This window comes from Roseovarius sp. (assembly GCF_040219995.1).
In the GTDB taxonomy this organism is placed as follows: Bacteria; Pseudomonadota; Alphaproteobacteria; order Rhodobacterales; family Rhodobacteraceae; genus Roseovarius.
The window spans coordinates 733,402-755,454 of the sequence record NZ_JAVJUC010000014.1; the positions used below are offsets into that span (position 1 = coordinate 733,402).

The 22,053-nt window shown below is 65.9% G+C and carries 16 protein-coding genes; 9 read left to right on the top strand and 7 right to left on the bottom strand.

Annotation, left to right across the window (positions count from 1 at the left end):
• Nucleotides 1-17 precede the first annotated feature (17 nt).
• Nucleotides 18-884, bottom strand: coding sequence for a polyprenyl synthetase family protein (locus RID11_RS07835; RefSeq protein WP_350137296.1), 867 nt, complete (start codon nucleotides 882-884; stop codon nucleotides 18-20).
• A gap of 5 nt (nucleotides 885-889) precedes the next feature.
• On the bottom strand, nucleotides 890-1,132 hold the full coding sequence (locus RID11_RS07840) for an exodeoxyribonuclease VII small subunit (protein ID WP_350137299.1): 243 nt from the start codon (nucleotides 1,130-1,132) through the stop codon (nucleotides 890-892).
• 101 nt (nucleotides 1,133-1,233) lie between these two features.
• Between RID11_RS07840 and RID11_RS07845 the strand changes: the two genes are divergently transcribed.
• Nucleotides 1,234-2,208, top strand: a complete 975-nt coding sequence (locus RID11_RS07845; protein WP_350137302.1) for a phosphotransferase — start codon at nucleotides 1,234-1,236, stop codon at nucleotides 2,206-2,208.
• A 3-nt stretch (nucleotides 2,209-2,211) separates the two neighbouring features.
• Here RID11_RS07845 and RID11_RS07850 read toward each other — a convergent pair whose 3' ends face one another.
• The 4 genes from RID11_RS07850 to RID11_RS07865 all read right to left on the bottom strand — a co-directional run bounded on the left by RID11_RS07850 (nucleotide 2,212) and on the right by RID11_RS07865 (nucleotide 5,113).
• Nucleotides 2,212-3,177, bottom strand: a complete 966-nt coding sequence (locus RID11_RS07850) for a DUF3179 domain-containing protein (RefSeq protein ID WP_350137304.1) — start codon at nucleotides 3,175-3,177, stop codon at nucleotides 2,212-2,214.
• Nucleotides 3,178-3,268: 91 nt separating this feature from the next.
• Nucleotides 3,269-4,060, bottom strand: coding sequence for a DUF4336 domain-containing protein (locus RID11_RS07855; protein ID WP_350137306.1), 792 nt, complete (start codon nucleotides 4,058-4,060; stop codon nucleotides 3,269-3,271).
• A gap of 5 nt (nucleotides 4,061-4,065) precedes the next feature.
• Nucleotides 4,066-4,614 carry a peptidylprolyl isomerase gene (locus RID11_RS07860; protein ID WP_350137309.1) on the bottom strand — a complete coding sequence of 183 codons (549 nt, stop codon included), beginning with the start codon at nucleotides 4,612-4,614 and terminating at the stop codon, nucleotides 4,066-4,068.
• Nucleotides 4,607-5,113, bottom strand: a complete 507-nt coding sequence (locus RID11_RS07865; RefSeq protein WP_350137310.1) for a peptidylprolyl isomerase — start codon at nucleotides 5,111-5,113, stop codon at nucleotides 4,607-4,609. Before RID11_RS07865 ends, RID11_RS07860 begins: the two co-directional genes overlap by 8 nt.
• A gap of 133 nt (nucleotides 5,114-5,246) precedes the next feature.
• Between RID11_RS07865 and RID11_RS07870 the strand changes: the two genes are divergently transcribed.
• Nucleotides 5,247-6,437: a phosphoglycerate kinase gene (locus RID11_RS07870; RefSeq protein ID WP_350137313.1), complete on the top strand. Its 1,191-nt coding sequence runs from the start codon at nucleotides 5,247-5,249 to the stop codon at nucleotides 6,435-6,437.
• Between the two features lie 152 nt (nucleotides 6,438-6,589).
• Complete coding sequence (locus RID11_RS07875; protein ID WP_350137315.1) at nucleotides 6,590-7,483, top strand: fructose bisphosphate aldolase; 894 nt, start codon at nucleotides 6,590-6,592, stop codon at nucleotides 7,481-7,483.
• Between the two features lie 11 nt (nucleotides 7,484-7,494).
• Here RID11_RS07875 and RID11_RS07880 read toward each other — a convergent pair whose 3' ends face one another.
• Nucleotides 7,495-8,100, bottom strand: a complete 606-nt coding sequence (locus tag RID11_RS07880; RefSeq protein ID WP_350137771.1) for a response regulator transcription factor — start codon at nucleotides 8,098-8,100, stop codon at nucleotides 7,495-7,497.
• Nucleotides 8,101-8,346: 246 nt separating this feature from the next.
• Between RID11_RS07880 and RID11_RS07885 the strand changes: the two genes are divergently transcribed.
• From RID11_RS07885 to RID11_RS07910, 6 genes are all read left to right on the top strand, one after another.
• The gene (locus RID11_RS07885; protein ID WP_350137316.1) at nucleotides 8,347-8,841 is read left to right on the top strand and encodes a putative pterin-binding protein; all 495 of its coding nucleotides are present in this window, start codon (nucleotides 8,347-8,349) and stop codon (nucleotides 8,839-8,841) included.
• Nucleotides 8,842-8,872: 31 nt separating this feature from the next.
• Nucleotides 8,873-11,434: a hybrid sensor histidine kinase/response regulator gene (locus RID11_RS07890; RefSeq protein ID WP_350137319.1), complete on the top strand. Its 2,562-nt coding sequence runs from the start codon at nucleotides 8,873-8,875 to the stop codon at nucleotides 11,432-11,434.
• A 176-nt stretch (nucleotides 11,435-11,610) separates the two neighbouring features.
• Nucleotides 11,611-12,720 carry an efflux RND transporter periplasmic adaptor subunit gene (locus RID11_RS07895; RefSeq protein WP_350137322.1) on the top strand — a complete coding sequence of 370 codons (1,110 nt, stop codon included), beginning with the start codon at nucleotides 11,611-11,613 and terminating at the stop codon, nucleotides 12,718-12,720.
• The gene (locus RID11_RS07900) at nucleotides 12,717-15,812 is read left to right on the top strand and encodes an efflux RND transporter permease subunit (protein ID WP_350137324.1); all 3,096 of its coding nucleotides are present in this window, start codon (nucleotides 12,717-12,719) and stop codon (nucleotides 15,810-15,812) included. Before RID11_RS07895 ends, RID11_RS07900 begins: the two co-directional genes overlap by 4 nt.
• 141 nt (nucleotides 15,813-15,953) lie before the next feature.
• The gene (locus tag RID11_RS07905) at nucleotides 15,954-17,729 is read left to right on the top strand and encodes an autotransporter assembly complex protein TamA (protein ID WP_350137326.1); all 1,776 of its coding nucleotides are present in this window, start codon (nucleotides 15,954-15,956) and stop codon (nucleotides 17,727-17,729) included.
• Complete coding sequence (locus RID11_RS07910; RefSeq protein WP_350137328.1) at nucleotides 17,729-21,973, top strand: translocation/assembly module TamB domain-containing protein; 4,245 nt, start codon at nucleotides 17,729-17,731, stop codon at nucleotides 21,971-21,973. The genes RID11_RS07905 and RID11_RS07910 overlap by 1 nt, the downstream gene beginning before the upstream one ends.
• Nucleotides 21,974-22,053: the final 80 nt, after the last annotated feature.

Genomic DNA, 22,053 nt, shown 5'->3' on the forward strand with positions numbered 1-22,053 from the left:
CTCCTTGGGGGAATTGGCTAGCTCTTGCGCGAGATAACGAAGCGGGCAAGCTCCCGCAAGCCGTCGGCACGCTCTCCATAGAAAGATAGAGCGTCACAGGCCAGATCAACAAGGGCTTCCGCGCGGGTTTTCGCCCCCTCAAGCCCCAGAAGGGACACGAATGTGGCCTTGCCCGCCGCGGCATCCTTGCCCACGGCCTTGCCCACCTGCGCGGCATCGCCGGTCACGTCGATCACGTCATCCTGGATTTGAAAGGCGAGGCCAAGCGCGCGGGCATAAGCCAGCAGTGGCGCCGGATCGGCGCGGCCCATGCGGGCCCCCGCCGTGGCCGACCATTCGATCAGCGCGCCGGTCTTGCCCTCCTGCAACGTGATGATCTCATCAAGGGTAAGCGGGGTCTCGGCACTCTCGGCGGAAATGTCGCGGGCCTGCCCCAGCACCATCCCCTGCCCGCCTGCGGCCCGCGCGAGCGTATGGGTCAGCTCGGCGCGCACATCCGCGCCGAGGCCGGTTTGCGGATCGCTCACCATCTCGAACGCCAGCGAGTGCAGCGCGTCGCCCACCAGGATCGCGGTCGCCTCGTCCCACCGCACGTGCACCGTGGGCTGGCCACGCCGCAGATCGTCGTCATCCATCGCAGGCAGGTCGTCATGCACGAGGGAATAGGCGTGCAGCGCCTCAATGGCGCAGGCAGGCCAAAGCGCCACCGCCGTGTCAACGCCATGCAGCCGCGCGCTCTCCATCACCAGAAAGCCGCGAATGCGTTTGCCGCCACGCGTGGCATAACCCATGCCCTCGGTCACCGGACCGGGCGGAAAGGTGCCCAGCACCAGATCAAGCTGCGCCTGAATGGCACCAGCATCGGCGGCGAGCCTTTGCTGCATCCGCGTCAATCGCCCGAAACGGGCTGCGTCCCGGTGGGTTGACCGTCGCTGTCGAGGGTGATCGCGGCAACCTTTTCCTCGGCCTCCTTGAGCTTGGCCTCGCAGCGCTTCTTCAACTCCGCTCCGCGCTCATAAAGCGTGATCGACTCGTCAAGCGCCACATCGCCACGCTCCAGCCGCCCGACCACCTGCTCAAGCTCTTTCATTGCCTGTTCAAAGCTCATCTCGCTGACGGGGGTATCGGGCATGGGAGATCCTGTTGCTGAATTTGCCAGCATCACCTTAGACGGGCCGTGCGGCGGGTGCAATTCGGTTGACGCCGATAGGGGGCTGGGAAAGATTGGTCGTCATGTCACAACCCGGCTATCCTTCTGCCTCTCGCGCGCCCGATCCGGCGGCGCTGATGGCCGTTCAGGCGCGGCTGGCCGAGGCGCGCGCGAGGGAACCAGCGCTGGAGGAGGCCGACATCGACGAGGTGCTGCGCGTCGTGCCCGGCAAGCGCGTGGTGCTGGCAGGGCTGTGGCAGGGGCGTCCGGCGATTTTTCGCATGGTCGAGCCCAACGAGGTCGAGTGGCAGGCGCGCGAATGGCGCGAGGCCACCCGGATCTGGCCCCATATGCAGGGCGCGCGCTACCGCGTGGCAGAGCCGCTGGCGCATCTGCCCGAGGTCGGTATCATGGTGGTAGAGCGGGTGCCGGGCACCCCGCTTCTGGAGCATCTGTGGTCCGCGCCCCCCGATAGCCGGGCCGCCCTCATGCCGCGTGCGGCGGCATGGTTGCGCCGCTACACGGATGTGACCGAGGCGTGGCGCGAAACCAACACGGCGGGCTGGCTGGCGCGCGCCGAGCGCGCGGCAGCGGCCCAGCCCTTTGCCCGTTTGCGCGGGATCGAGGCCGATATTCTCGCGCATCTGCGGCAGTTGGCCACGATGCTTAATGGGGCAGAGTGGCGGATCGCCATCTGCCACGGTGATTTCCACCCCAACAACCTCGTGCTCGACGGTGAGCGCCTGACCGGCATCGACCTCGGGGCGTCATCGCGCATGCCGGTCACCAAAGACATCGCGCGGTTCCTCGCCCATATGGGGCGGCGCGGCATGCTGCCCTCTGGCCAACGTTATCTGGGCGTAGACATGCAGGGCATCGAGGCTTTCGTCGAAACCTTTGCCCTGACCGAGACGGAGCGCACCCGCACCCTGCCCTTCTTTCTGGGCATAGAGGCGCTGATCCGCGTAGAGAACAGGCAGATGAAAAACGGACGCATCCGCCACGCGCAAGAGATGTATGCCGCCCTGCGCGATGATCTTGCCGCGTTAACAGCCTAGCAGTTACCGCACCATCCAGGTGCCGTTCGGCCAGAAGGCGTGAAAGGCGAAGGCGAACATCACGTCATGCGGCACGTCGCGCCCCTGCCCGTCACGCACCCGCACCGTGCCCACGTCGCGGCCCTTGGCGATGGTGCCATGATCGAGCGCCGAGGCCTGACCCTTTTCCCATGAAATCGAAACGCCCGCCTCTTGCACGCCGCTCGCGTCGCGGATGCGGGTCAGCGGCCAGGCCCGGTCGCCCACGCGCACCACGCGTTCCAGCGGCGGGATGCCATGCGGCGGGTTCTCGCCATTATAGAGGAACGGCCGCGCGAAACTGTCATAGCCCTGATAGGGATTGCGTCCGTAGGAGCGGTTGAAGTCGGGCTCCGCCATCACCAGCCCTTCAGGATTGCGGGCGCGGAACTGATCCCAGCTTTCCATCCAGCTTGGCAATTGCCGCAACTCCAACCCGGTCATCTGCCCCACAATCCCCTCGCCGATGGCCTGCTGCCACCAGCTCTGGGTTTCGCGGTCATACATCACCATGTCGGAATGGCGCAGCTTGCCCGAGACGCCAAAGCTCAACACCTTGCCCTGCACCCGCCGGTCAAAGGTGATGCCGGAATTGCATAAGGGGCAGAAGGTTACCGCCACCGGAATACCGCCGATCTGATCGTTGACGATCTCATGCCATGTCAGATAGCGGATCGGATAGGCGCGCGGGGTCTGGCCGTCGATCTCGACGGTGATCACAGGCTCGGTGCCCGAGATGCGCCGCTCGTCGCCTGCGCGCAGAAATTTCGGATCATCAATCGCCGGGATGCCGTCCTTGGGCGGCCCCCCCGACATGATCTCGGACCAGTTGTCGATGTTGTTCTTCTGGAAATTCGTCTCCGGCCATTCATGCCGCCATTGGCTCGGGTTGGCCGTGGCCAGACCGGCAATCAGCAGAAGCGGCGTCAAAAATCCAATAAAGCGGGCCATGCGGGCACCTCAGGCGGCGGTGGACGGTGCCACGATCATGCCGCTTGCCCAAGATTCGGGCCAGCCACCCCCACGCGATTGTGAGGCGACGTCAGCCCTTGCCCGCCTGTTTCTTCTTCGCGCGGCTCAGTTCCCGGTCCCACATCCGGTCGCGCAAGACGCGTCGAAAGGCGCGCTCCAACTCCACGACTCCGTTTTTCTCATAGCAGCGGCCATGCGCGAGGATGATCCGCTCGGGGGCCCAGCCGATCATCTCCTCGACGCTATCGGCCATGGCGCGCTTGTCGCGGAACAACCAGCGGATGCCCGGCGGCGTCTTGCCGTCGCTGTCGTCGATGCCCTTGATCCAGGCGAGGGGACGGTGACGGGTAGGCAGCTTGGCGGTCTCGATGGCGGTGATCAGATCGGTCAGGATCAGGCTGCGGCTGGCATGGTGAAAGAATACCGTTTCGTGAAAGCGCGCGCTGCCCTGCACGATGCGTTGCTCCAACTGCCCCGCCCAAGGCCCTTCGGCCTCATCCGCGCGCAACTCGCGGTCAAAGCTGAGGCTCACCCCGACTTTCGCCGCCCGGTCCACCACGCCCGGCGCGGCCCAGCTTTTCGCCTTGGGCCAGGCCGCCTGCCAGTCCGCGATATGCGCAAAATGAAACGGGTTCGGCGCCACCAGATGACGCACCTCCCCGAGCGCATCGAGCTCCGCGCGCAAGCCGTCCGTCAGCCGCGTCGGCGAATGCACCCAAAGGTTCCCGTTCCTGAGCCGCACCACCGTGGCTCGGGTCGGATAGGGAAAGCCCCGGCTGCGGATGGCCGGGCCGTCGATCAGCCATATCCCGTCCCCCCAGGGCTTGAGGGTATCGAGCGGCTCATATCCGGTCCCGGCCATGCGCGTTACTCGATCACCGTGACCTCTTGCATCACATCCGGCTGGCCGACCACGGCCCCGTTATTGCCGCGCCCGCGCTTGATCGCGTCAACCACGTCCATGCCATCGGTGACCTTGCCGACGACGGTATATTGCCCGTTCAGGAACTCACCCGCGTCGAACATGATGAAGAACTGGCTGTTGGCTGAATCCGGGTTCTGGCTGCGCGCCATGCCCACGACCCCGCGCAGGAAACGCTCGTCTGAGAATTCGGCTGGCAGATCGGGGCGGTCGCTGCCGCCCATGCCCGCGCGGCTCATGTCACCGTCATCCATTTTACCGAACTGCACATCGCCGGTCTGCGCCATGAAACCCTCGATCACGCGGTGAAAGACGACGCCGTCATAGGCGCCTTCTTCGGCCAGTGCGGTGATCTGCTCGACGTGGTTCGGGGCGATATCCTCGAAGAGGTCGATGGTAACGGTGCCGTTGGCCTCGCCAGCGACTTCGATCTGCAAGCCAGTCGCCAAGGCAGGGCTGGCCAGCAGGGAAAAGGCAAAGGCTAGTTTATGCATCGGCGGCCACCTTGACGCTGATCATCCGGTCGGGGTTCGCGGGCGGCTCGCCCTTGGTGATCGCATCGACATGCTCCATGCCGGAAATCACCCGACCATAGACCGTGTATTGCCCGTTGAGGAAATGGTTGTCCTTGAAGCTGATGAAGAACTGGCTGTTCGCCGAATTCGGGTTCTGGCTGCGCGCCGCGCCCAATGTGCCGCGATCGTGCGGGATCTTGGAGAATTCCGCCTTGAGATCGGGCAGATCGCTGCCCCCCGTCCCGGCCATGCGCGGGTTGTAGTCCTTTTCCATATTGGCATGCTGCACGTCGCCGGTCTGCGCCATGAAGCCGTCGATCACGCGGTGAAAGGCCACGTCGTCATACTGCCCGGCGCGCGCCAGCTCTTTCATCCGGGCGCAGTGGTCGGGGGCGATATCGGGCAAAAGCTCAATCGTGACGGTGCCGTCCTTGAGCTCTATCAGAATGGTGTTCTCGGGGTCCTTGATCTCGGCCATCGGGCGCTCCTTCATTGAAATCTACCCGATACCTAAGACGAACGCGCGCCCTTGCCAAGCACGCAGGTTGACCTCTGCGCGCCCCCGCGCCAATAGGGGCGCGACATGGGAACAACACGGAGGCCGCCGCGCCATGACCTGGAAAACCCTCGACGACATGGATCTTGCGGGCAAGCGCGTGCTGGTGCGCGTCGATATCAACGTGCCGGTGGACAAGGGCATGGTGACGGATGCCACACGGATCGAGCGGATCAAGCCGACGATCACCGATATCCTCGACAAGGGCGGCAAACCGATGCTGATCGCGCATTTCGGGCGGCCCAAGGGCAAGGTCGTGCCCGACATGTCGCTGCGCGTCACCGTGCCCGCGCTGGAGCAGGCATTGGGCCGCAAGGTGCGGCTGATCGAAACGCTGGAGGGCGCCGAGAACCTCACCGAAGAGGCGCGCGCCGCCGATGTGCTGCTGTTGGAGAACATCCGCTTTCATCCCGGCGAAGAGGGCAACGATCCTGCGCTGGCGCAGCGTCTCGCGGCGCTTGGCGATGTCTATTGCAACGATGCCTTTTCGGCGGCGCACCGCGCGCATGCCTCGACCACCGCGCTCGCCCATCTGCTGCCGTCCTGCGCGGGCCGCCTGATGCAGGCCGAATTGCAGGCGCTGGAGGCGGCCCTCGGCGCGCCCAAACGCCCCGTTATGGCGGTGGTCGGCGGCGCCAAGGTCTCGACCAAGCTCGACCTCTTGGGCAACCTCGTGGAAAAGGTCGATTGCCTCGTGATCGGCGGCGGCATGGCCAATACCTTTCTCGCCGCCATGGGGCTCGACGTCGGCAAATCGCTGTGCGAGCACGACATGGCCCCAACCGCCCGCGAGATCATGCTCAAGGCGGGCGCTGCGGGTTGCGAGATCCTGCTGCCCGCCGATGTGGTCGTGGCGCGCGAGTTTGCCGAAGGGGCCGCGCATGAGGTGGTGGGCGCGCATGCCTGCCCGCCCAACGCCATGATCCTCGATGCCGGACCACAGGCCGTGGCACGGATCATTGCTGCGATTGACGCGGCCAAAACCCTGATCTGGAACGGTCCGCTCGGGGCGTTCGAGATCGCGCCCTTTGATACGGCAACCAATGCCGCCGCGAAACACGCCGCCGGGCGCAGCCGCGATGGCGCGCTCATTTCGGTCGCAGGCGGCGGGGATACCGTCGCGGCGCTGAACAAGGCGGGCGCGGCAGAGGATTTCACCTATATCTCCACCGCAGGCGGCGCCTTCCTCGAGTGGATGGAAGGCAAGGACCTGTCGGGCGTCGCGGCGCTCAAGGGTGAGGGGTAAGGGCAGGCACTTTGCCGTCCTTCGGCCTTTTCCCGGTGCTGGACACGGCTTGGCTTGCACGCCATGCCCCCTGTTAGCGCCACCACGATTGCAGGGCGCGCGCCCCTCGCCTAAGAGGGCGCAAAACGTATCGTGATTCAGGGGGACCAGCCATGTCGCAGGCCGAGCAAAGACAGAAACTCCGCGAAGGACAGGGCTTTATCGCAGCACTCGATCAATCGGGCGGCTCCACCCCCAAGGCACTGCGGCTCTACGGCGTCGAGGAAAGCGAATACGCCTCCGATGCCGAGATGTTCGACCTGATCCACGCCATGCGCGCCCGCATCGCACAGGCCCCGGCCTTTACCGGCGACAAGGTGCTCGGCGCGATCCTGTTCGAGATGACGATGGACCGCGAGATCGGCGGCAAACGCGCGCCCGATTTCCTCTGGCAAGAGCGCGGCGTCGTGCCGTTTCTCAAGGTCGACAAGGGGCTGGCTGACGAGACCGACGGCGTCAAACTAATGAAACCGATGCCGGATCTCGACGCGTTGCTCGCGCGGGGCGTCAAGGCAGGCATTTTCGGCACCAAGATGCGCTCGGTGATAAACGCGGCAAACCCGGCGGGGATCGAGGCCGTGGTGGAGCAACAATTCAAGGTAGGGCGGCAAATCCTCGGTCACGGCCTCGTGCCGATCATCGAGCCAGAGGTCACCATCTCCATCGCCGACAAGGCCGAGGCCGAAGACATCCTGCGCGCCGCGATCTTCGCGCAGCTCGACGCGCTGCCCGAAGATCAGGAGGTGATGCTCAAACTCACCCTTCCCGAGACCGACAATCTCTACGAGGCGCTCGTCAATCACCCGCGCGTGCTGCGTGTCGTGGCGCTGTCGGGCGGTTACAGTCGGGAAGAGGCCAACGCGCGGCTCGGCCGGAACACGGGCGTGATCGCCAGTTTCAGCCGCGCCCTCACCGAAGGTCTCTCGGCACGCCAATCGGATGCGGAGTTCAACGCGACCATCGCCAAGTCGATCGACGATATTCACGCGGCATCGGTCGCAGGCTGACCGCTCAGCGCTCAGGCATAGCCCATGTCGCGCGCCAGCATCGCGGCATGGGTGCGGTTCTTTGCCCCCAGCTTGCGTGACAGCGTCTTGAGATGCAGCTTGACCGTCACCTCCTGAATGTCGAGGTCCCGGGCGATTTCCTTGTTCGACTTGCCTTCGGACACCCCCACCAGAACGTCGCGCTCGCGCGGCGTCAGGCGCGGGCCCTCCTCGACCGGGGCATCCTCTTCGAGAAAGTCGAGCGGCGCGTAATTCTCGCCCACCAGCATGTGATGCACCGCCGCGATCAACGATTGCGGATCGAGCGTCTTGGGCAGGAATCCCGCCGCCCCCGCGCGCAGCGCGCGCCGCGCAACATCAGGCGGTGCGGTGCCTGACAGGATCGCCACCGGACAGCGCGCCTGCGCCTTCATCCGTGAAAGCCCGGTCAGGCCGTCCATGCCCGGCATCTGGAAATCCAGCAAGACGAGGTCAAACGGCGTCGACCGTCCGACCAGCGAAATCGCAGCATCGAAACTATCTGCCACTTCGACGACAAATCCACCCTGAAGCCGAAGAAAATCGGCGATGGTCTCTCGCACGAGATCGTGATCATCCGCCAGCAAGAGCCTGCCCATGTCGTCCCTTTCCATTCCTTGGCGACGCGGCTCGACACGTGTCGCCGCCGCTGCGCATGCACTTATTATGCCGCGCGCAAAATGATCACAATCATTTGATCATATTCTGGCATCGCATCTATCAAAACCCCGGATTTCGCAATCGCGGAATACCACCATGGGCTGTGCGGCCTCTCCATCGGCATAGGGGGATGGTCAACGCGGTGTAATTGATGAGACTGACGCATATAATTTCCGGAGACAACCATGTTCAAGTCAGTTTTTCGCGCGGTGTGCACCGCGATCCTTACCGGTCTGATCATCACGGCGCCGCCCGCCGTGACGCAAGCCCAAACCGAACCCAACCTGACCATCACCCACCCGCGACTAGACGCGCCCGTCATCCTGAGCCGCACCGACCTGACGGCCCTGCCGCAGACCGAATACGTCACGACAACGATCTGGACAGAGGGGCCGCAGCGATTTTCCGGCGTGTCGCTTCACGATCTCATGAGTCACCTGAAGATCGAGGCGGAACTACTGGAGTTCAAGGCGATAAACGACTATTCCATTACCGTGCCTGTCTCCGAGATCGGGCAGGACAACCCGATGATCGCCTATGCGCGCAACGACGAGCCGATGAGCCTGCGGGAAAAAGGGCCATTCTGGCTGGTCTACAACTATGATGCCGATCCGGCCTTTCGGACCGAAACGGTATATTCGCGCAGCATCTGGCAGCTGGACCGAATCACCGCCCGCTGACCCCTGCACGCGCGGCCTGGAATGAAACCGAATGAGTGTCACGACCGCCGCAAGCCTGCCCGCCCGGGATCGCCTGGCACTCGCGATCCTGAGCGCGTTTGCCGCGGGCTGCATGCTCGCAGCCGCGTTGATGACCATGCAGGTGCTTGGGAAACTCGACCAATACGGCAGCGCCAAGCAGGACAATCTGCAATGGACGATGTCGCAACTCGAAGTGGATCAGTTGCGCTTTCGCCTGTCACTTGAACGCCTGAGCGAATCCGACCCCGCCTCGACACAGAATACGCGCCGACAGTTCGACCTGCTTTACAGTCGGGCCATGACCCTGCAGCGCGGAGACGTTTATCGCACGGTGATCCGCGATGGCGCGATGGAGGATGATCTCGATCTGATGGTGGCGCTGCTGGCGCAGATGGTGCCGATCATCGACGCCCCGGACACCGAACTGTACGCGGCGAGTGACCGGCTCGCGGCTCTGGCCGGGCGCTTGACCGCGCCGATCCGCGCCGTCGCCACGCAGGCGATCACTGTCGATGCGCGTCGTTCGGACGCCGAGCGCACGGTGCTGACCTCGCAGATTATCACGCTGACCATCCTGATCCTGCTGATGGTGACGGCACTCTTTACCCTGCTGATCACGCTTTGGCGGCTTTACCGCAGTCACCGTCTGCGCGCCGAGGAAAGCCGCCGCACCACGAACCGGCTGGCGACGATCCTCAACACCTCGCAGGACGCGGTATTGGTGATCGACGCCGACGGTTGCCTGCGTGATACCAATGCCAGTGCACAGCGCATGTTCGACCTGCCCCGCAACGCCGAGAGCAATGTGCGCCTCGACGCGCTGATCTCGGGGCCCGACGGCAATGCGGCCGGTCTCCGGCTTGACGCGGAGCGCCTGATGGCGGCCTGTCGCGACGGGCCATACCGGTCGGACAGGCTGACCGGGCACAGCCTGACGGGGCGGCATTTCGCGGTGGAACTTTCTGCCGATCTTGCGCCGCGTGGGGATACGGCGGTCTGCATCTGCTTCGTGCGGGACATCTCGGCCCGACGCGCCGCCGAGGCCGAGATTGCAACCTCCCGCGATCGTGCGCTCTCGGGTGAGCGGGCGAAAGCGCGGTTTCTCGGCATGATCAGCCACGAGATGCGAACGCCGCTGAACGGCATTCTAGGGGCGCTCGATCTGTTGGGCGACACCGGCCTTGATGCCGAACAGGAGCGCTACGCCCGCATCATGCGCTCGTCCGGGCAGTTGTTGCTGACCCAGATCACCGACGCGCTAGACATGACGCAGGCCGAGGCGGGCAAGCTGCGACTGCGGCGCGGCGCCTTCGACCTGGACCGGCTGCTCGCCGATCTGGTCGAAAGCCAGAGCGCCGCCGCCACCGCACGCGGCAACCGGCTGCGCCTGCTCGCGCCCACGCATGGGCTGGGCCCTGTGGAAGGTGACCGCGACCGTGTTCATCAGGTGCTGCTCAACCTCGTCTCGAACGCGATCAAGTTCACCCGCGATGGCGATATCACGCTCGAGGTGTCCCGCGATCCCGCGGCCGAGATGGTCGAATTTCAGGTGTCCGACACCGGCGTCGGCATCCCCGAAGCAGACCTGCCAAAGGTCTTTGACGATTTCGTGCGCGTCGAGCCACGGGACATGGAACAGCCCGAAGGCACCGGGCTCGGGCTTGGGATCGCGCGGCAACTGGCGACCCTGATGGGCGGCAGCGTCGGGGCGGAAAGCGTGCTGGGCGAAGGCAGCCTGTTCTGGGTGCGTCTGCCGCTGCGGCCCACGGATCGCACCGCCCCACCGTCGGGCCGGGTCATGCCGACGCCCGCCCCTGCCCGCAAGGCAAAGGTACTTGTGGTCGAGGACAACCCGACCAACCGGCTGGTGGTCGAGACCATGTTGAGCCGTGACGGACATCAGGTCACGCTCGCAGCGGACGGAATTGAGGGGGTGCAGGCGGCGCAAGCCGCGACCTTCGATCTCATCCTGATGGACGTGAACATGCCGCGGCTGGACGGGATAGCGGCAACGCAGGCGATCCGCGCAGGCACGGGCCCGAGCGCACGCACGCGCATCGTGGCGCTTACCGCCCATGCCGGGGCTGACACGGCCAAAAAGCTGATCGAGGCCGGGGTCAACGAGGTCGAGACCAAGCCGCTCAGCCGCGAGGCCCTGCGCCGCCTGATGGCGCGCAATGACACCGGTTTGCCCGTCACAGAGCTGCTGCTCGGGCAAGGGGAAACCACACCGCCCTGTCTCGACCATGGCTATCTCGATCAGCTGGGCCACAGCCTCTCGGCTGATCGTATCGCCGAAATCCTGCGCAGCTTCGAGGCGGAGGGTGCAGCGCTGATGGGCGATCTTTCCAGCGAGCGGTCTCTGCCGGACGACGCGCTGATCACGCGGCTGCACCGGCTGGCAGGCACCGCAGCAACCTGCGGCGCGCGCGCCTTTCAGGCACATCTGGCGGCGGCAGAGGCGGCCGTGCTCCGGCGCGATCATGCCGCCCGCGCCGCCCGTCTGGCCGAACTGCCACCCCTCTGGCAAGTGACCCTGGCCGAAATCGACCGCTACCGCGATGCGGCATGAGCAAACCAAGGGTCCGCACGAGAGGTGCGCAGGTCCGCGTCAGGCAAAACCAGCGCCGGTCCCACCCTCACGAAGAGTTGCCTTTCCCTTAGCATACGATAAGTTCGACAAAGGTCAGGGTTAAACCGACCGCGCGCCGGGCCGACGCCCGCGCCAATAAAACAAGGTGCGAACGCATGTCGATCCTGAAACAACTCATGGTGCTCTGCGTTCTGGGCGCGCTCGCCTATGGCGGCTATGAGTATTACCGCACCGAACTCGCCCCTGCCCCGCCCTCCGAGGCGGAGAGCGGCGGGCCACGCCCCGCCACAGTCGAGCTGGCCCTCGCCGAGACCCGCACCCTGCGCCGCACCGTCGAGGCCGTGGGCACCACCCGCGCCCTGCGTTCGATCGAGATCGTGCCCGAGGTCGATGGACGCCTTGTCGAACTGACAATCTCCCCCGGCACGCGCGTTGAGAAAGGCGATGTACTGGCCCGGCTCGAAGACACCATCGAGCGCGCCGATCTTTCGGAGGCCGAGGCCGTGCTCACCGAACAGCGTCAGGCACTCGAGCGTGCCCGACAGCTGCGCACGACAAATGCCGTCTCGCTCGCCACGCTGGAAGAGGCCATCGCCCGCCTGGCCGAGGCCGAGGCCGATGTCGACCGCGCCCGCCGCAGGCTGGAGGATCGCCGCATCACCGCGCCGTTCGGCGGCGTCGTGGGGCTAACCAACTACGACTCCGGTGCGCGCGTGGAAGAGGGGCAAGTCTTGACCCGCCTTGACGATCTGAGCGAAGTCGAGGTCGAGTTCTCGCTGCCCGAGACGGTCTTTGCCCAAGTGCACCACGGCCAGCAGGTGATCGCCCGCAGCGCCGCCTTTCCCGAGCGCGACTTCACCGGCACGATCGACGCGGTGGACAGCCGCATCGACCCGGTGAGCCGTGCCTTTCGCACCCGCGCATTGGTGCCCAACCCCGACAGCACCCTGCCCGCCGGCATGTTCCTGTCGCTCACCCTGATCCTGTCGCAGGACGACCGCGTCACCGTGCCGGAAGAGGCGATCATCTTTCAGGCCGCTGAAACCTATGTGTTTGTCGCCCGGGACAACGTCGCGCAGCGCCGCGTGGTCAAGACCGGACAACGTCAGGACGGGCGCATCGCGATCCTCTCGGGCCTCGACGAGGGCGAGGCCGTGGTGGTGCGAGGCCTGCAGCGGGTGCGCGACGGCAGCCCGCTCAAGGTTCTCGAAACCGACGATGCCGCCACCGCCTCTGCCGAGGCGGAACCGGAACAGCCGACATGACCCTCTCGGACATCTCGGTCCGCCGTCCCGTCCTTGCGGCGGTGATGAGCCTGCTGATCGTGATCTTCGGCCTCGCCGCACTGCGCTCGCTTCCGGTGCGCGAATTGCCCGATGTCGACAATGCTGTCGTCACCGTCACCACCACCTATCGCGGTGCCGCACCCGAGGTGATCGACACCGATCTGACCGAGACCATCGAGGGCGCCATCGCCACCATCTCGGGCATCCGCACGATCAGCTCCGAAAGCCGTCAGGGCCGCAGCCGCGTGACCATCGAGTTTGACAGCGGCGTCGATATCGACGTGGCCGCCAACGATGTGCGCGACGCCGTGGGCCGGGTGCGAGGAGAACTGCCGGAAGAGGCGGATGAGCCCGAGGTCGTCAAATCCGATGCCGATGCTGACCCGGTGATGCGCATCGCCGTCACCTCGGACCGGATGACCACCGCCGAGATCACCGACTACGTCGACCGGCTGGTCGTTGACCGTATTGCCACGCTCGACGGTGTGGCAAACGTGAATCTGGTGGGCGAGCGGCCCTTTGCGGTGCGCATCTGGATCGACCGGCGCGCGCTCGCGGCACGTAACCTCACCGTTTCGGATGTCGAGGCAGCGCTGCGGCGCAACAATATCGAACTGCCTGCGGGCGAGGTGGAATCGTTCAACCGTCAGCTCTCCGTGCGCCTCAACAGCCGCCTCGACAGCATCGAGGATTTCCGCGCCATCGTGCTCGACCGCGTGGCGGGCTACCCGGTGCGCCTGGGCGATGTGGCACGGGTGGAGCCGGGCGTGGCCGATGACACCACCGTCGTGCGCACCAACGGCACCGACGCCGTGGGCCTGTGGATCCTGCGTCAGAGCCAGTCGAACACGCTGGAAATTTCCAAGGCCGTGCGCGCCGAGATGAAGGCGATGGAACGCAGCCTGCCCGAGGGCATGAAGATCATCGTCGGCTCGGATGATGCGCTTTTCGTCGGGGCCTCGATCCGCGAAGTGGTGACCGCGCTCTTCATATCACTGGCGCTGGTGGTGGCGGTGATCCTGCTCTTTTTGCGCAGCATTCGCGCCACGCTCATTCCCGCCATTACCATCCCCGTCGCGTTGATCGGCAGCTTTCTTCTGATCGGCATCTGGGGATTTTCGCTCAACACCCTGACGCTTCTGGCGCTGCTTTTGTCGATCGGCCTTGTGGTCGATGACGCCATCGTCGTGCTGGAAAACATCCAGCGCCGGATCGAAGAGGGCGAAAGCCCGCTGGTCGCGAGCCTCAAGGGCGCGCGGCAGGTGACCTTTGCCGTCATCGCCACCTCGCTCACGCTGATCGCGGTCTTCGTGCCGCTCTCGTTCATGCCCGGACAGGTCGGGCGTCTGTTTGTGGAATTCGGCTGGGTCATGGCGGGCACCGTCGCGATCTCGACCTTCGTGGCGCTGACCGCCTGCCCTGCACTGGCCTCCAAGGTGCTGCGCGCGCGCAAGGCCCGCAAGGATGGCCGCGCGCATGGCACCCCCTTCATCCAGCGCGCCTATCGTGCGCTTCTGACTCGTGCCATCGGCATGCCGCTGGTGGTCTTGCCGGTCACCTTGGCCATCACGGCGGGCGCCGCGCTTTTCTACGACGGTCTGCCGCGCGAACTGGCCCCGCGCGAGGATCGCGGCGTCGGTTTCGTGCCGCTCACCGCACCGCAGGGCTCAACCGTGCCGCATTCCGACATGGCTGCGCGCCAGGTCGAGGAGCTGCTCGTGCCCTATGTCGAAAGCGGCGAGATTGAGACGGTGTTCACCTTCACCGGCTGGGGCGGGCGTGCGTGGCGTTCCTTCGTGGTGTTCCGCCTCGCGCCCTGGGAAGAGCGCGGCCGCCCGGTGTCGGCGCTGGTCGGCGATCTCGCCCCGCAAATGAGCCAGGTGACCATCGCGCACGGCTTTCCGGTGACACCTGCGGGCCTTGGGCTGCGCGGTAGTTCAACCCCCGTGCAGGTGGTGATCGGCGGACCGGATTTCGAAAGCATCGAAGGCTGGGCCACCGAATTTCTCAAACGCGCCGAGGGCGTCGAGGGGCTGGTGAACCCGGAAATCAACTTCGAGGAAAACCTGCCGCAGCTCGATATCGAGATTGACCGCGAACGCGCCGACGACCTGGGCATCTCCGCTGACGTGATCGCCACCACGCTGCAAACCATGCTGGCCTCGCGCGAGGTCACGACCTTTGTCAGCCGGGGCCGCGAATACCCGGTTCTGGTGCAGGCCGAGGACGAGGATCGGCGCACCCCCACGGATATCGAAAATATCTTCATCCGCGCTTCCGACGGCGAGACGCTGGTGCCCTTGGGCGCACTGGTGACGCTCAAGGAAAACGCTGCTGCCCCGTCATTGCGCCGCTTCGACCGGCTGCCCTCGATCCAGCTTTCGGGCGCGCTCGCCCCCGATGCGGAACTGGGCGACGTGCTGGCGCAGCTTGAAACCATCGCCACCGAAATCCTGCCCGCCGAGGCCAAGCTAGGCTATGACGGGCAGTCGCGCACCTACAAGGACACCTCGGGCGGGCTCGGCGTGGTGTTCGTGCTGGCGCTGGTGATCGTCTACCTTGTGCTCGCGGCGCAGTTCGAGAGCTTCCTGCACCCCGTTGTCATCATGCTCACCGTGCCCACCGGCGTGGCGGGCGCGATCTATGCCATGGTCGTGGGCGGGCTGTCGCTCAATGTCTACAGCCAGATCGGGATCATCCTGCTGATCGGCCTGATCTCCAAGAACGGTATCCTGATCGTCGAATTCGCCAATCAGCTGCGCGACGAAGGCCGCGAGGTGCGCGACGCGGTGATCGAGGCCTCGGTGCTGCGCCTGCGCCCGATCATGATGACCGCAATCTCTACCGTGCTGGGGGCGCTGCCGCTGGTTCTGGCCAGCGGCGCGGGTGCCGAGAGCCGCATTGCCGTGGGCACGGTGATCATCGCCGGGCTCAGCCTCGCTACGCTGCTGATGCTCTTCGTGACGCCGATCCTCTACGATCTTCTGGCACGGTTCACACAGCCAAGGGGGACCATCGAAAAGGCGCTGGAGGCCGAACTTGCGGACCATGCCCCACAGCCTGCTGAGTGAATTCCTGCCAGTTTTCAAAGCCGTTCAAAAATTCCCCTCGTCCCGGTCTGGCAATCCGCTACCTGCGATGCGATACCAAAGTTACTGGTGCCGGGGGGTATGCGTGACGTGAGAAAGTCCTGTTTTCCAAAGGCTGCACTGGTGGCGATCGCCCTGTGCCTTGGCACGGTACCAGCCGTGGCACTCGACTTCGGCTTTGCAGCACCGGGTGCGCCCGACAGGTTTGAGTCGCGCCTGCGCGACGCCTCGCTCAGCCTCTCCACAGCCCAGGCGGACGGCAGCACCGCCCAGGACCTGTTCGCCGCCGCACAGGCCGATTACGGACGCCTTACCGGCGTGCTCTATGCCGCGGGCTATTACAGCGGCGTGGTGCGTATCCGCGTCAACGGGCAGGAGGCGGCCAGCATCCCGCCACTGCGCGCGCCCGATCAGATCGACCGGATCGACATCATCGTCGAACGCGGCCCGGCCTTCTCCTTCAATCGCGCTCGGGTGGCCCCGCTCGCCCCCGGCACCCAACTGCCAGATGGTTTCGCCACCGGCCAGCCTGCCAAGGGCCAACTCATCGGCGACGCCACCCGCACCAGCATCAGCAACTGGCGGGATGCCGGTCATGCCAAGGCAGACGTGGACGCTCAGACCGTCATCGCCGATCACGCCACGCAATCGCTTGATGCCGATATCAGCCTCGATCCCGGGCCGCGCCTGCGCTTCGGCACCCTGCAGATTGAACAGGAGGGGCGCCCATCCCGCGTGCGCGAGGCGCGTATCCGCGAGATCGCGGGCCTGCCCACCGGCCGTATCTACTCGCCCGCCGAACGCGAACGCGCTGCAAACCGCCTGCGCCGCACTGGGGCGTTCCGCTCGGTGGTGATGCGCGATGCCGACGCCCCCAACCCTGACGGTACGCTCGACATGCGCACGCAGGTCGTGGACGCCAAACGCCGCCGCATCGGCGCGGGCGCGGAACTGTCATCGCTCGAAGGGATCACGCTCTCGGGGTTCTGGTTGCACCGCAACCTGCTGGGCGGTGCCGAGCGACTGCGCCTCGACGCGATGATCGGTGGGATCGGCGGCGATTCGGGCGGCGAGGATTTCCGACTCGGCGCGCGGCTTGACCGGCCTGCCACCTTCACCCCCGATACCGGGGCCTTTCTGCTGGCCAATATCGAGGACAACAACGAACCCGATTATAGCGAACGCAAGGCCGAAATTGGCGGCGGCCTGACCCATATCTTTTCCGACGAGTTGACCGGCGAGGCGGGCATCACCTACCGCTATTCCGAGATCACAGACGATCTGGGCAACCGCGAATTGCAGCATCTGCTCTTTCCACTGCGCGCCACATGGGATCGCCGTGACGACCCGCTCAACCCCACATCGGGGCTCTATCTCGACGTCTCTCTGACCCCGTTCATCGGGCTGGATGAAGGCGGCGGCGCGGGCACACGGCTCTATGTCGATCTGCGCGAGCATGTCTCCTTTGGCGCGAATGACCGCTTCACATTGGCAGGGCGCGCGCAACTGGGCTCTGTCACGGGGGCGGATATCGACGAGGTGCCTGCCGACATGCTGTTCTATTCAGGGGGTGCCGGCACGGTGCGCGGCCAGCGGTATCAATCGCTCGGGGTGGATCTGTCGCCCACCGTCACCGTCGGCGGGCGCTCCTTTCTCGGCTTCTCCGGCGAGGTGCGCACGATGGTCAGCGACAGCATTCAGGCCGTGGCCTTTGCCGATACCGGCTTTATCGGTCAGGACGCGTTCGGCACCGGCCGGGGCGAATGGCACAGCGGCGCGGGCATTGGCGCGCGCTACTTCACTGCCGTGGGCCCCATCCGGGTCGACCTCGCGACCCCCATCGGCGAGAATGCAGGCGAAAACCTCGAACTCTATATCGGGATTGGACAGGCATTCTGATGCGCGCGCTACGGCTCATATCGCTGGCTCTCACGCTTCTGGCAGCCCCCCTGCACGCGCAGGAGGACGAGGACGGGCGCGGCTTTCTGCAATCACTGATCGAGGACAATCTCTCGGTGGCGGGGCGCGAGGTGCGGATCACCGGCTTTGCCGGGGCGCTGTCGTCGCAGGCCACGCTCGAGACCCTGACCATCGCCGATGATGACGGTGTCTGGCTGCGCCTCGGCGACGTGACACTCGACTGGACGCGCTCGGCGCTTTTGGCCGGACGCGTCGAGGTCAACAGCCTGACCGCCGCCGAAATCACCCTCTCACGCCTGCCGGGCGGCGAGGCGCCGGTCACCCCCGAGGACGCCGAGGCCAAGCCCTTCGCCCTGCCCGAACTGCCCGTTTCGGTCAATATCGGCGAGATTTCCGCCGAGACGCTGACCCTCGGCGCGCCCATTCTTGGCGAGGAAATCCGGCTCGAACTCTTCGGCAGCCTGTCACTTGGCAGTGGCGAGGGCACGGTTGATATCGAGGTCAATCGCCTCGACGGGCGCGGCGAAATCTCGCTTGAGGCGGGCTTTGACAATGACAGCCGTGTGCTCGCCCTCGATCTCACCCTTGATGAGGCCCCGGGTGGGATCGCCTCGACGCTGCTGAAACTGCCCGACAGCCCGGCCATCGCCCTCACCGTTCAGGGCGAGGCCCCGCTTGATGACTACGCCGCCGATCTGCGGCTCGCCACCGACGGCACCGACCGGCTGACCGGGCGGCTGACCTTGCAAGGCACCGAAGACGGCATGCGCTTCAATGCCGGGCTCGACGGCGATCTGACCCCCCTCATGGCCGAGGAGTACCGTGCCTTTTTCGGCGGGCAAAGCACGCTCAACCTCACCGGGGCGCGCGCCCCCGATGGCGCGCTCGACATCGACCGGCTCAGCCTTTCGGCGGCGCAGCTTGCGCTCGACGGCACCCTGGCGCTCGATGCCGCAGGCTGGCCCACGCGGTTTGATCTCGACGGCAATATCGGCGATGGCACGACACCCGTACGCCTTCCCGTCGCGGGCCCGCCCGTGACACTTGAAGAGGCCACGCTCAGCGCCCGCTACGACGCGGCCCAAGGCGACCGCTGGCGCGCCACCCTGGACGTGACCGACCTCAATCAACCCGATCTCCGGCTCGACAGCGCCACGCTTTCGGGGCGCGGCACGCTGCGGCGCATGCCACCACGCGGGGTGACCGCGCTCGCCGAATTCGACATCTCCGGCCTTGATCTCGCCGATGCGGCACTTGCCGAGGCCGCAGGCACCACCCTATCCGGTCATGCCAGCATTGACTGGAGCGAAGGCGCACCGCTGCTGCTGCGCGCGCTGCGCGTGGCCTCGGGTGCCGCCACCCTTGCCGCCAATGGCCGGGTCGAGGCGCTTTCCGAGGGCTTTCCGATCTCCGGCTCCGCTCAGATAGAGGCGCCCGATCTGGCGCGTTTCGCCGCCCTTTCCGGGCAGGATCTGGCGGGGGCCGCCAATGCCACGCTCGCCGGATCCGGCAGCCTTCTGGGCGGCGATTTCGACATCACCCTCGATGCCTCGACTGACGGCCTTGCCGTTGGCATCCCGCAGGCCGATCCGCTGATCGCGCCCGAAACCACGCTTTCGCTCAAGGCCATGCGCGACACGACGGGCACCACGCTCGACCGCTTCGAGTTGGAAAACCGCCATCTCACCGCCAGCGCGTCCGGCAAACTCGACAGCACCTCCGGCAGCCTCGACGTTTCGGCCAACCTGTCCGACCTCAGCCTCGCCGACCGCCGCCTCGACGGCCCCGCCGAAACCCGCGCGCAGGTGACATGGGCCGCAGGCGACGATGTCACCCTCACCGATCTGGTAGCACAGGCCATGGGCGCGCGCATCACCGGCACGGCATCCCTCTCCCCCGAGGCCCCGGGCCTGCCCGCCTCCGCCCAGATCAAGGCCGAGGTGGCCGATCTCTCACGCTTTGCCGCGATCACCGGCCAACCGCTCGAGGGCCGCATCGACGCCACCTTCGGCGGCGGCGGCACGATTGAGACGCAAGCCGTGGACATCACGCTCGAGGCCACAACCTCGGGCCTCGCCACCGGCATCGCGCAGCTTGACGGGATCATCGCCAGCGACGGCACGCTTCTCATCGAGGCGGCACATGACGACGGCACAGTCACCCTGCGCGACCTGCGCCTCGCCTATGACGCCGCGCGCATCAACGCCTCCGGCTCGGGCATCATCGCCGAGCAAAGCGGACAGCTCGTGTTCGATGCGAACCTCTCCGATCTGGCACTGATCGACGAACGCCTCAGCGGTCCGGCCGAGGCGCGCGGTATGATCGCCCGCGACGCAGACGGTGCGATCACCGCCACCGGCTTGGCCGCGCAACTCATGGGCGCCACGCTCGACGCCACCGGCACGGTGCAACCTGATCCCGAGGCGTTTGCGGCCACTGGCAATGTCGCGGCCAGGATCAACGACCTTTCACGTTTCGCCGACCTTGCAGGCCGCCCCCTGCGCGGCAGCCTCGACCTGACGGCAGAGGGCGAAACCAGCGACAGCGGCGACGCGCTATCGCTCAGCACCACTCTGGAGGGTCGGAGCCTCGCCACCGGGATCGCCCAGTTGGACCAGATCATCGCGGGCCGCCTCTCCCTCACCGCCCAGGCAGGCCGCACGCCCGAGCGGATCGAGATCCGAAACATCGCGCTTGAAACACCTCAGATCAGCCTCACCGCAGCGGGAGACGGCGCGGGCGGCCCCTTGAGCATCGACGCGCGGCTCGCCAATCTTGGCCTCTTCGCGCCAGAGTTTTCCGGGCCACTGTCGGCCAATGGCACCGTCACGCTGGAGGGTCCCGAGGCGCGTCGCGTCAGCCTCGATCTCGACGCCACCGGGCCGGGCGGCACCACCGCCGCCGTCTCGGGGGATGTGATCGACCACGGCGCGCGCCTCGATCTGGCAGCGTCCGGCGCCCTGCCCCTCGCGCTGGTCAACAGCTTCATTCAGCCCAATGCGATCAATGGCACCGCCCGCTATGATCTGCGGGTGAGTGGCGCGCCCGCGCTGGCCTCGGTCTCGGGCACCGTGACCACCCAAGGCACGCGCGTGGCGCTCCCGGAAACCGGGCTTGCCATTGACGATCTGAGCGGCACCGCCAATCTCGGACAATCCCGTGTCCAGACCGACTTCACCGCCCGCATGCGCGACGGCGGGCAAGTCACGGTCACCGGTCCGGTCTCGCTGACGCCTGGCTTTGACGGCGATCTCAGCGTCGGTCTCGCCGGTCTGGTGCTGACCGATCAGCTGATCTACACCACCACCGCCAATGGCGAGGTGACGCTGAACGGCCCGCTGACAGGCGGCGCGCGCATCGGCGGCGCGATCACGCTGGACGAGACCAATATCCGTATTCCTTCCGGGCTTGGCCCCGCTTCGGTCTCGCTGCGCGACCTGCAGCACGTCAACGAACCCGCCGCGTCGCGCGCCTCCCGCGAGCGCGCGGGTCTGATCAAGACCGAGGACAGCGGTGGCCCCTCGCGCCCCTTCGCGCTTGACCTTTCGATCAGTGCACCCAATCGCATCTTCGTGCGCGGTCGCGGTCTTGACGCCGAACTGGGCGGGCGTCTGCGCATCCGGGGCACCACCGCCGACGTTGCCCCCGACGGGTTTTTCGAACTGATCCGGGGTCGGTTCGACATACTTGGCAAGCGCCTGGACCTCACCGAGGGGCGCGTCACCATGCAGGGCTCGCTCGACCCATACCTGCGCTTCGTGGCCGAAACCGAGGTCGAGGACACCGTGCTTCAGGTCATCATCGACGGGCTTGCCAGCGCGCCCGAAGTCACCTTCGCCTCCAACCCCGACCTGCCGCAGGAAGAGGTCGTCTCGCGCCTCATCTTTGGCCGCGGGCTCGACAATATCTCGCCCTTCCAGGCCGCGCAGCTTGCCTCGGCCGTGGCAACCCTTGCAGGCAATGAGAATGCCGATCTGGTGGGCAACCTGCGTGGGGCCATCGGCCTTGCCGATCTCGACGTCACCCAGACCGAAGAGGGCGACACGCAGGTCAGCGCCGGGGCCTATATCTCCGACAACATCTATACCGAGGTCACCGCCGACAGCACCGGCAAGCAGCGCATCAACCTCAATCTCGACGTCTCGGACTCGGTGACGGTCAAGGGCGGGGCCTCGAATGATGGCGACACCGGCGTCGGTATCTTCTTCGAAAGAGACTACTGACACGTCAATGCACGAAATTTGAGCGGAAAAGACTCGCCTCCTGGCAGCCCCATCTGCCACAGTGATCCGGTGCGACAGGG

What these genes read in the sequence shown, in the direction of transcription:
- RID11_RS07880 (WP_350137771.1), bottom strand. Translation starts at nt 8,100, where the DNA reads ATGGGCAGGCTCTTGCTGGCGGATGATCACGATCTCGTGCGAGAGACC.
- RID11_RS07870 (WP_350137313.1), top strand. Translation starts at nt 5,247, where the DNA reads ATGACCTGGAAAACCCTCGACGACATGGATCTTGCGGGCAAGCGCGTG.
- RID11_RS07890 (WP_350137319.1), top strand. Translation starts at nt 8,873, where the DNA reads ATGAGTGTCACGACCGCCGCAAGCCTGCCCGCCCGGGATCGCCTGGCA.
- RID11_RS07845 (WP_350137302.1), top strand. Translation starts at nt 1,234, where the DNA reads ATGTCACAACCCGGCTATCCTTCTGCCTCTCGCGCGCCCGATCCGGCG.
- RID11_RS07895 (WP_350137322.1), top strand. Translation starts at nt 11,611, where the DNA reads ATGTCGATCCTGAAACAACTCATGGTGCTCTGCGTTCTGGGCGCGCTC.
- RID11_RS07840 (WP_350137299.1), bottom strand. Translation starts at nt 1,132, where the DNA reads ATGCCCGATACCCCCGTCAGCGAGATGAGCTTTGAACAGGCAATGAAA.
- RID11_RS07900 (WP_350137324.1), top strand. Translation starts at nt 12,717, where the DNA reads ATGACCCTCTCGGACATCTCGGTCCGCCGTCCCGTCCTTGCGGCGGTG.
- RID11_RS07835 (WP_350137296.1), bottom strand. Translation starts at nt 884, where the DNA reads ATGCAGCAAAGGCTCGCCGCCGATGCTGGTGCCATTCAGGCGCAGCTT.
- RID11_RS07865 (WP_350137310.1), bottom strand. Translation starts at nt 5,113, where the DNA reads ATGGCCGAGATCAAGGACCCCGAGAACACCATTCTGATAGAGCTCAAG.
- RID11_RS07855 (WP_350137306.1), bottom strand. Translation starts at nt 4,060, where the DNA reads ATGGCCGGGACCGGATATGAGCCGCTCGATACCCTCAAGCCCTGGGGG.
- RID11_RS07860 (WP_350137309.1), bottom strand. Translation starts at nt 4,614, where the DNA reads ATGCATAAACTAGCCTTTGCCTTTTCCCTGCTGGCCAGCCCTGCCTTG.
- RID11_RS07910 (WP_350137328.1), top strand. Translation starts at nt 17,729, where the DNA reads ATGCGCGCGCTACGGCTCATATCGCTGGCTCTCACGCTTCTGGCAGCC.
- RID11_RS07885 (WP_350137316.1), top strand. Translation starts at nt 8,347, where the DNA reads ATGTTCAAGTCAGTTTTTCGCGCGGTGTGCACCGCGATCCTTACCGGT.
- RID11_RS07875 (WP_350137315.1), top strand. Translation starts at nt 6,590, where the DNA reads ATGTCGCAGGCCGAGCAAAGACAGAAACTCCGCGAAGGACAGGGCTTT.
- RID11_RS07850 (WP_350137304.1), bottom strand. Translation starts at nt 3,177, where the DNA reads ATGGCCCGCTTTATTGGATTTTTGACGCCGCTTCTGCTGATTGCCGGT.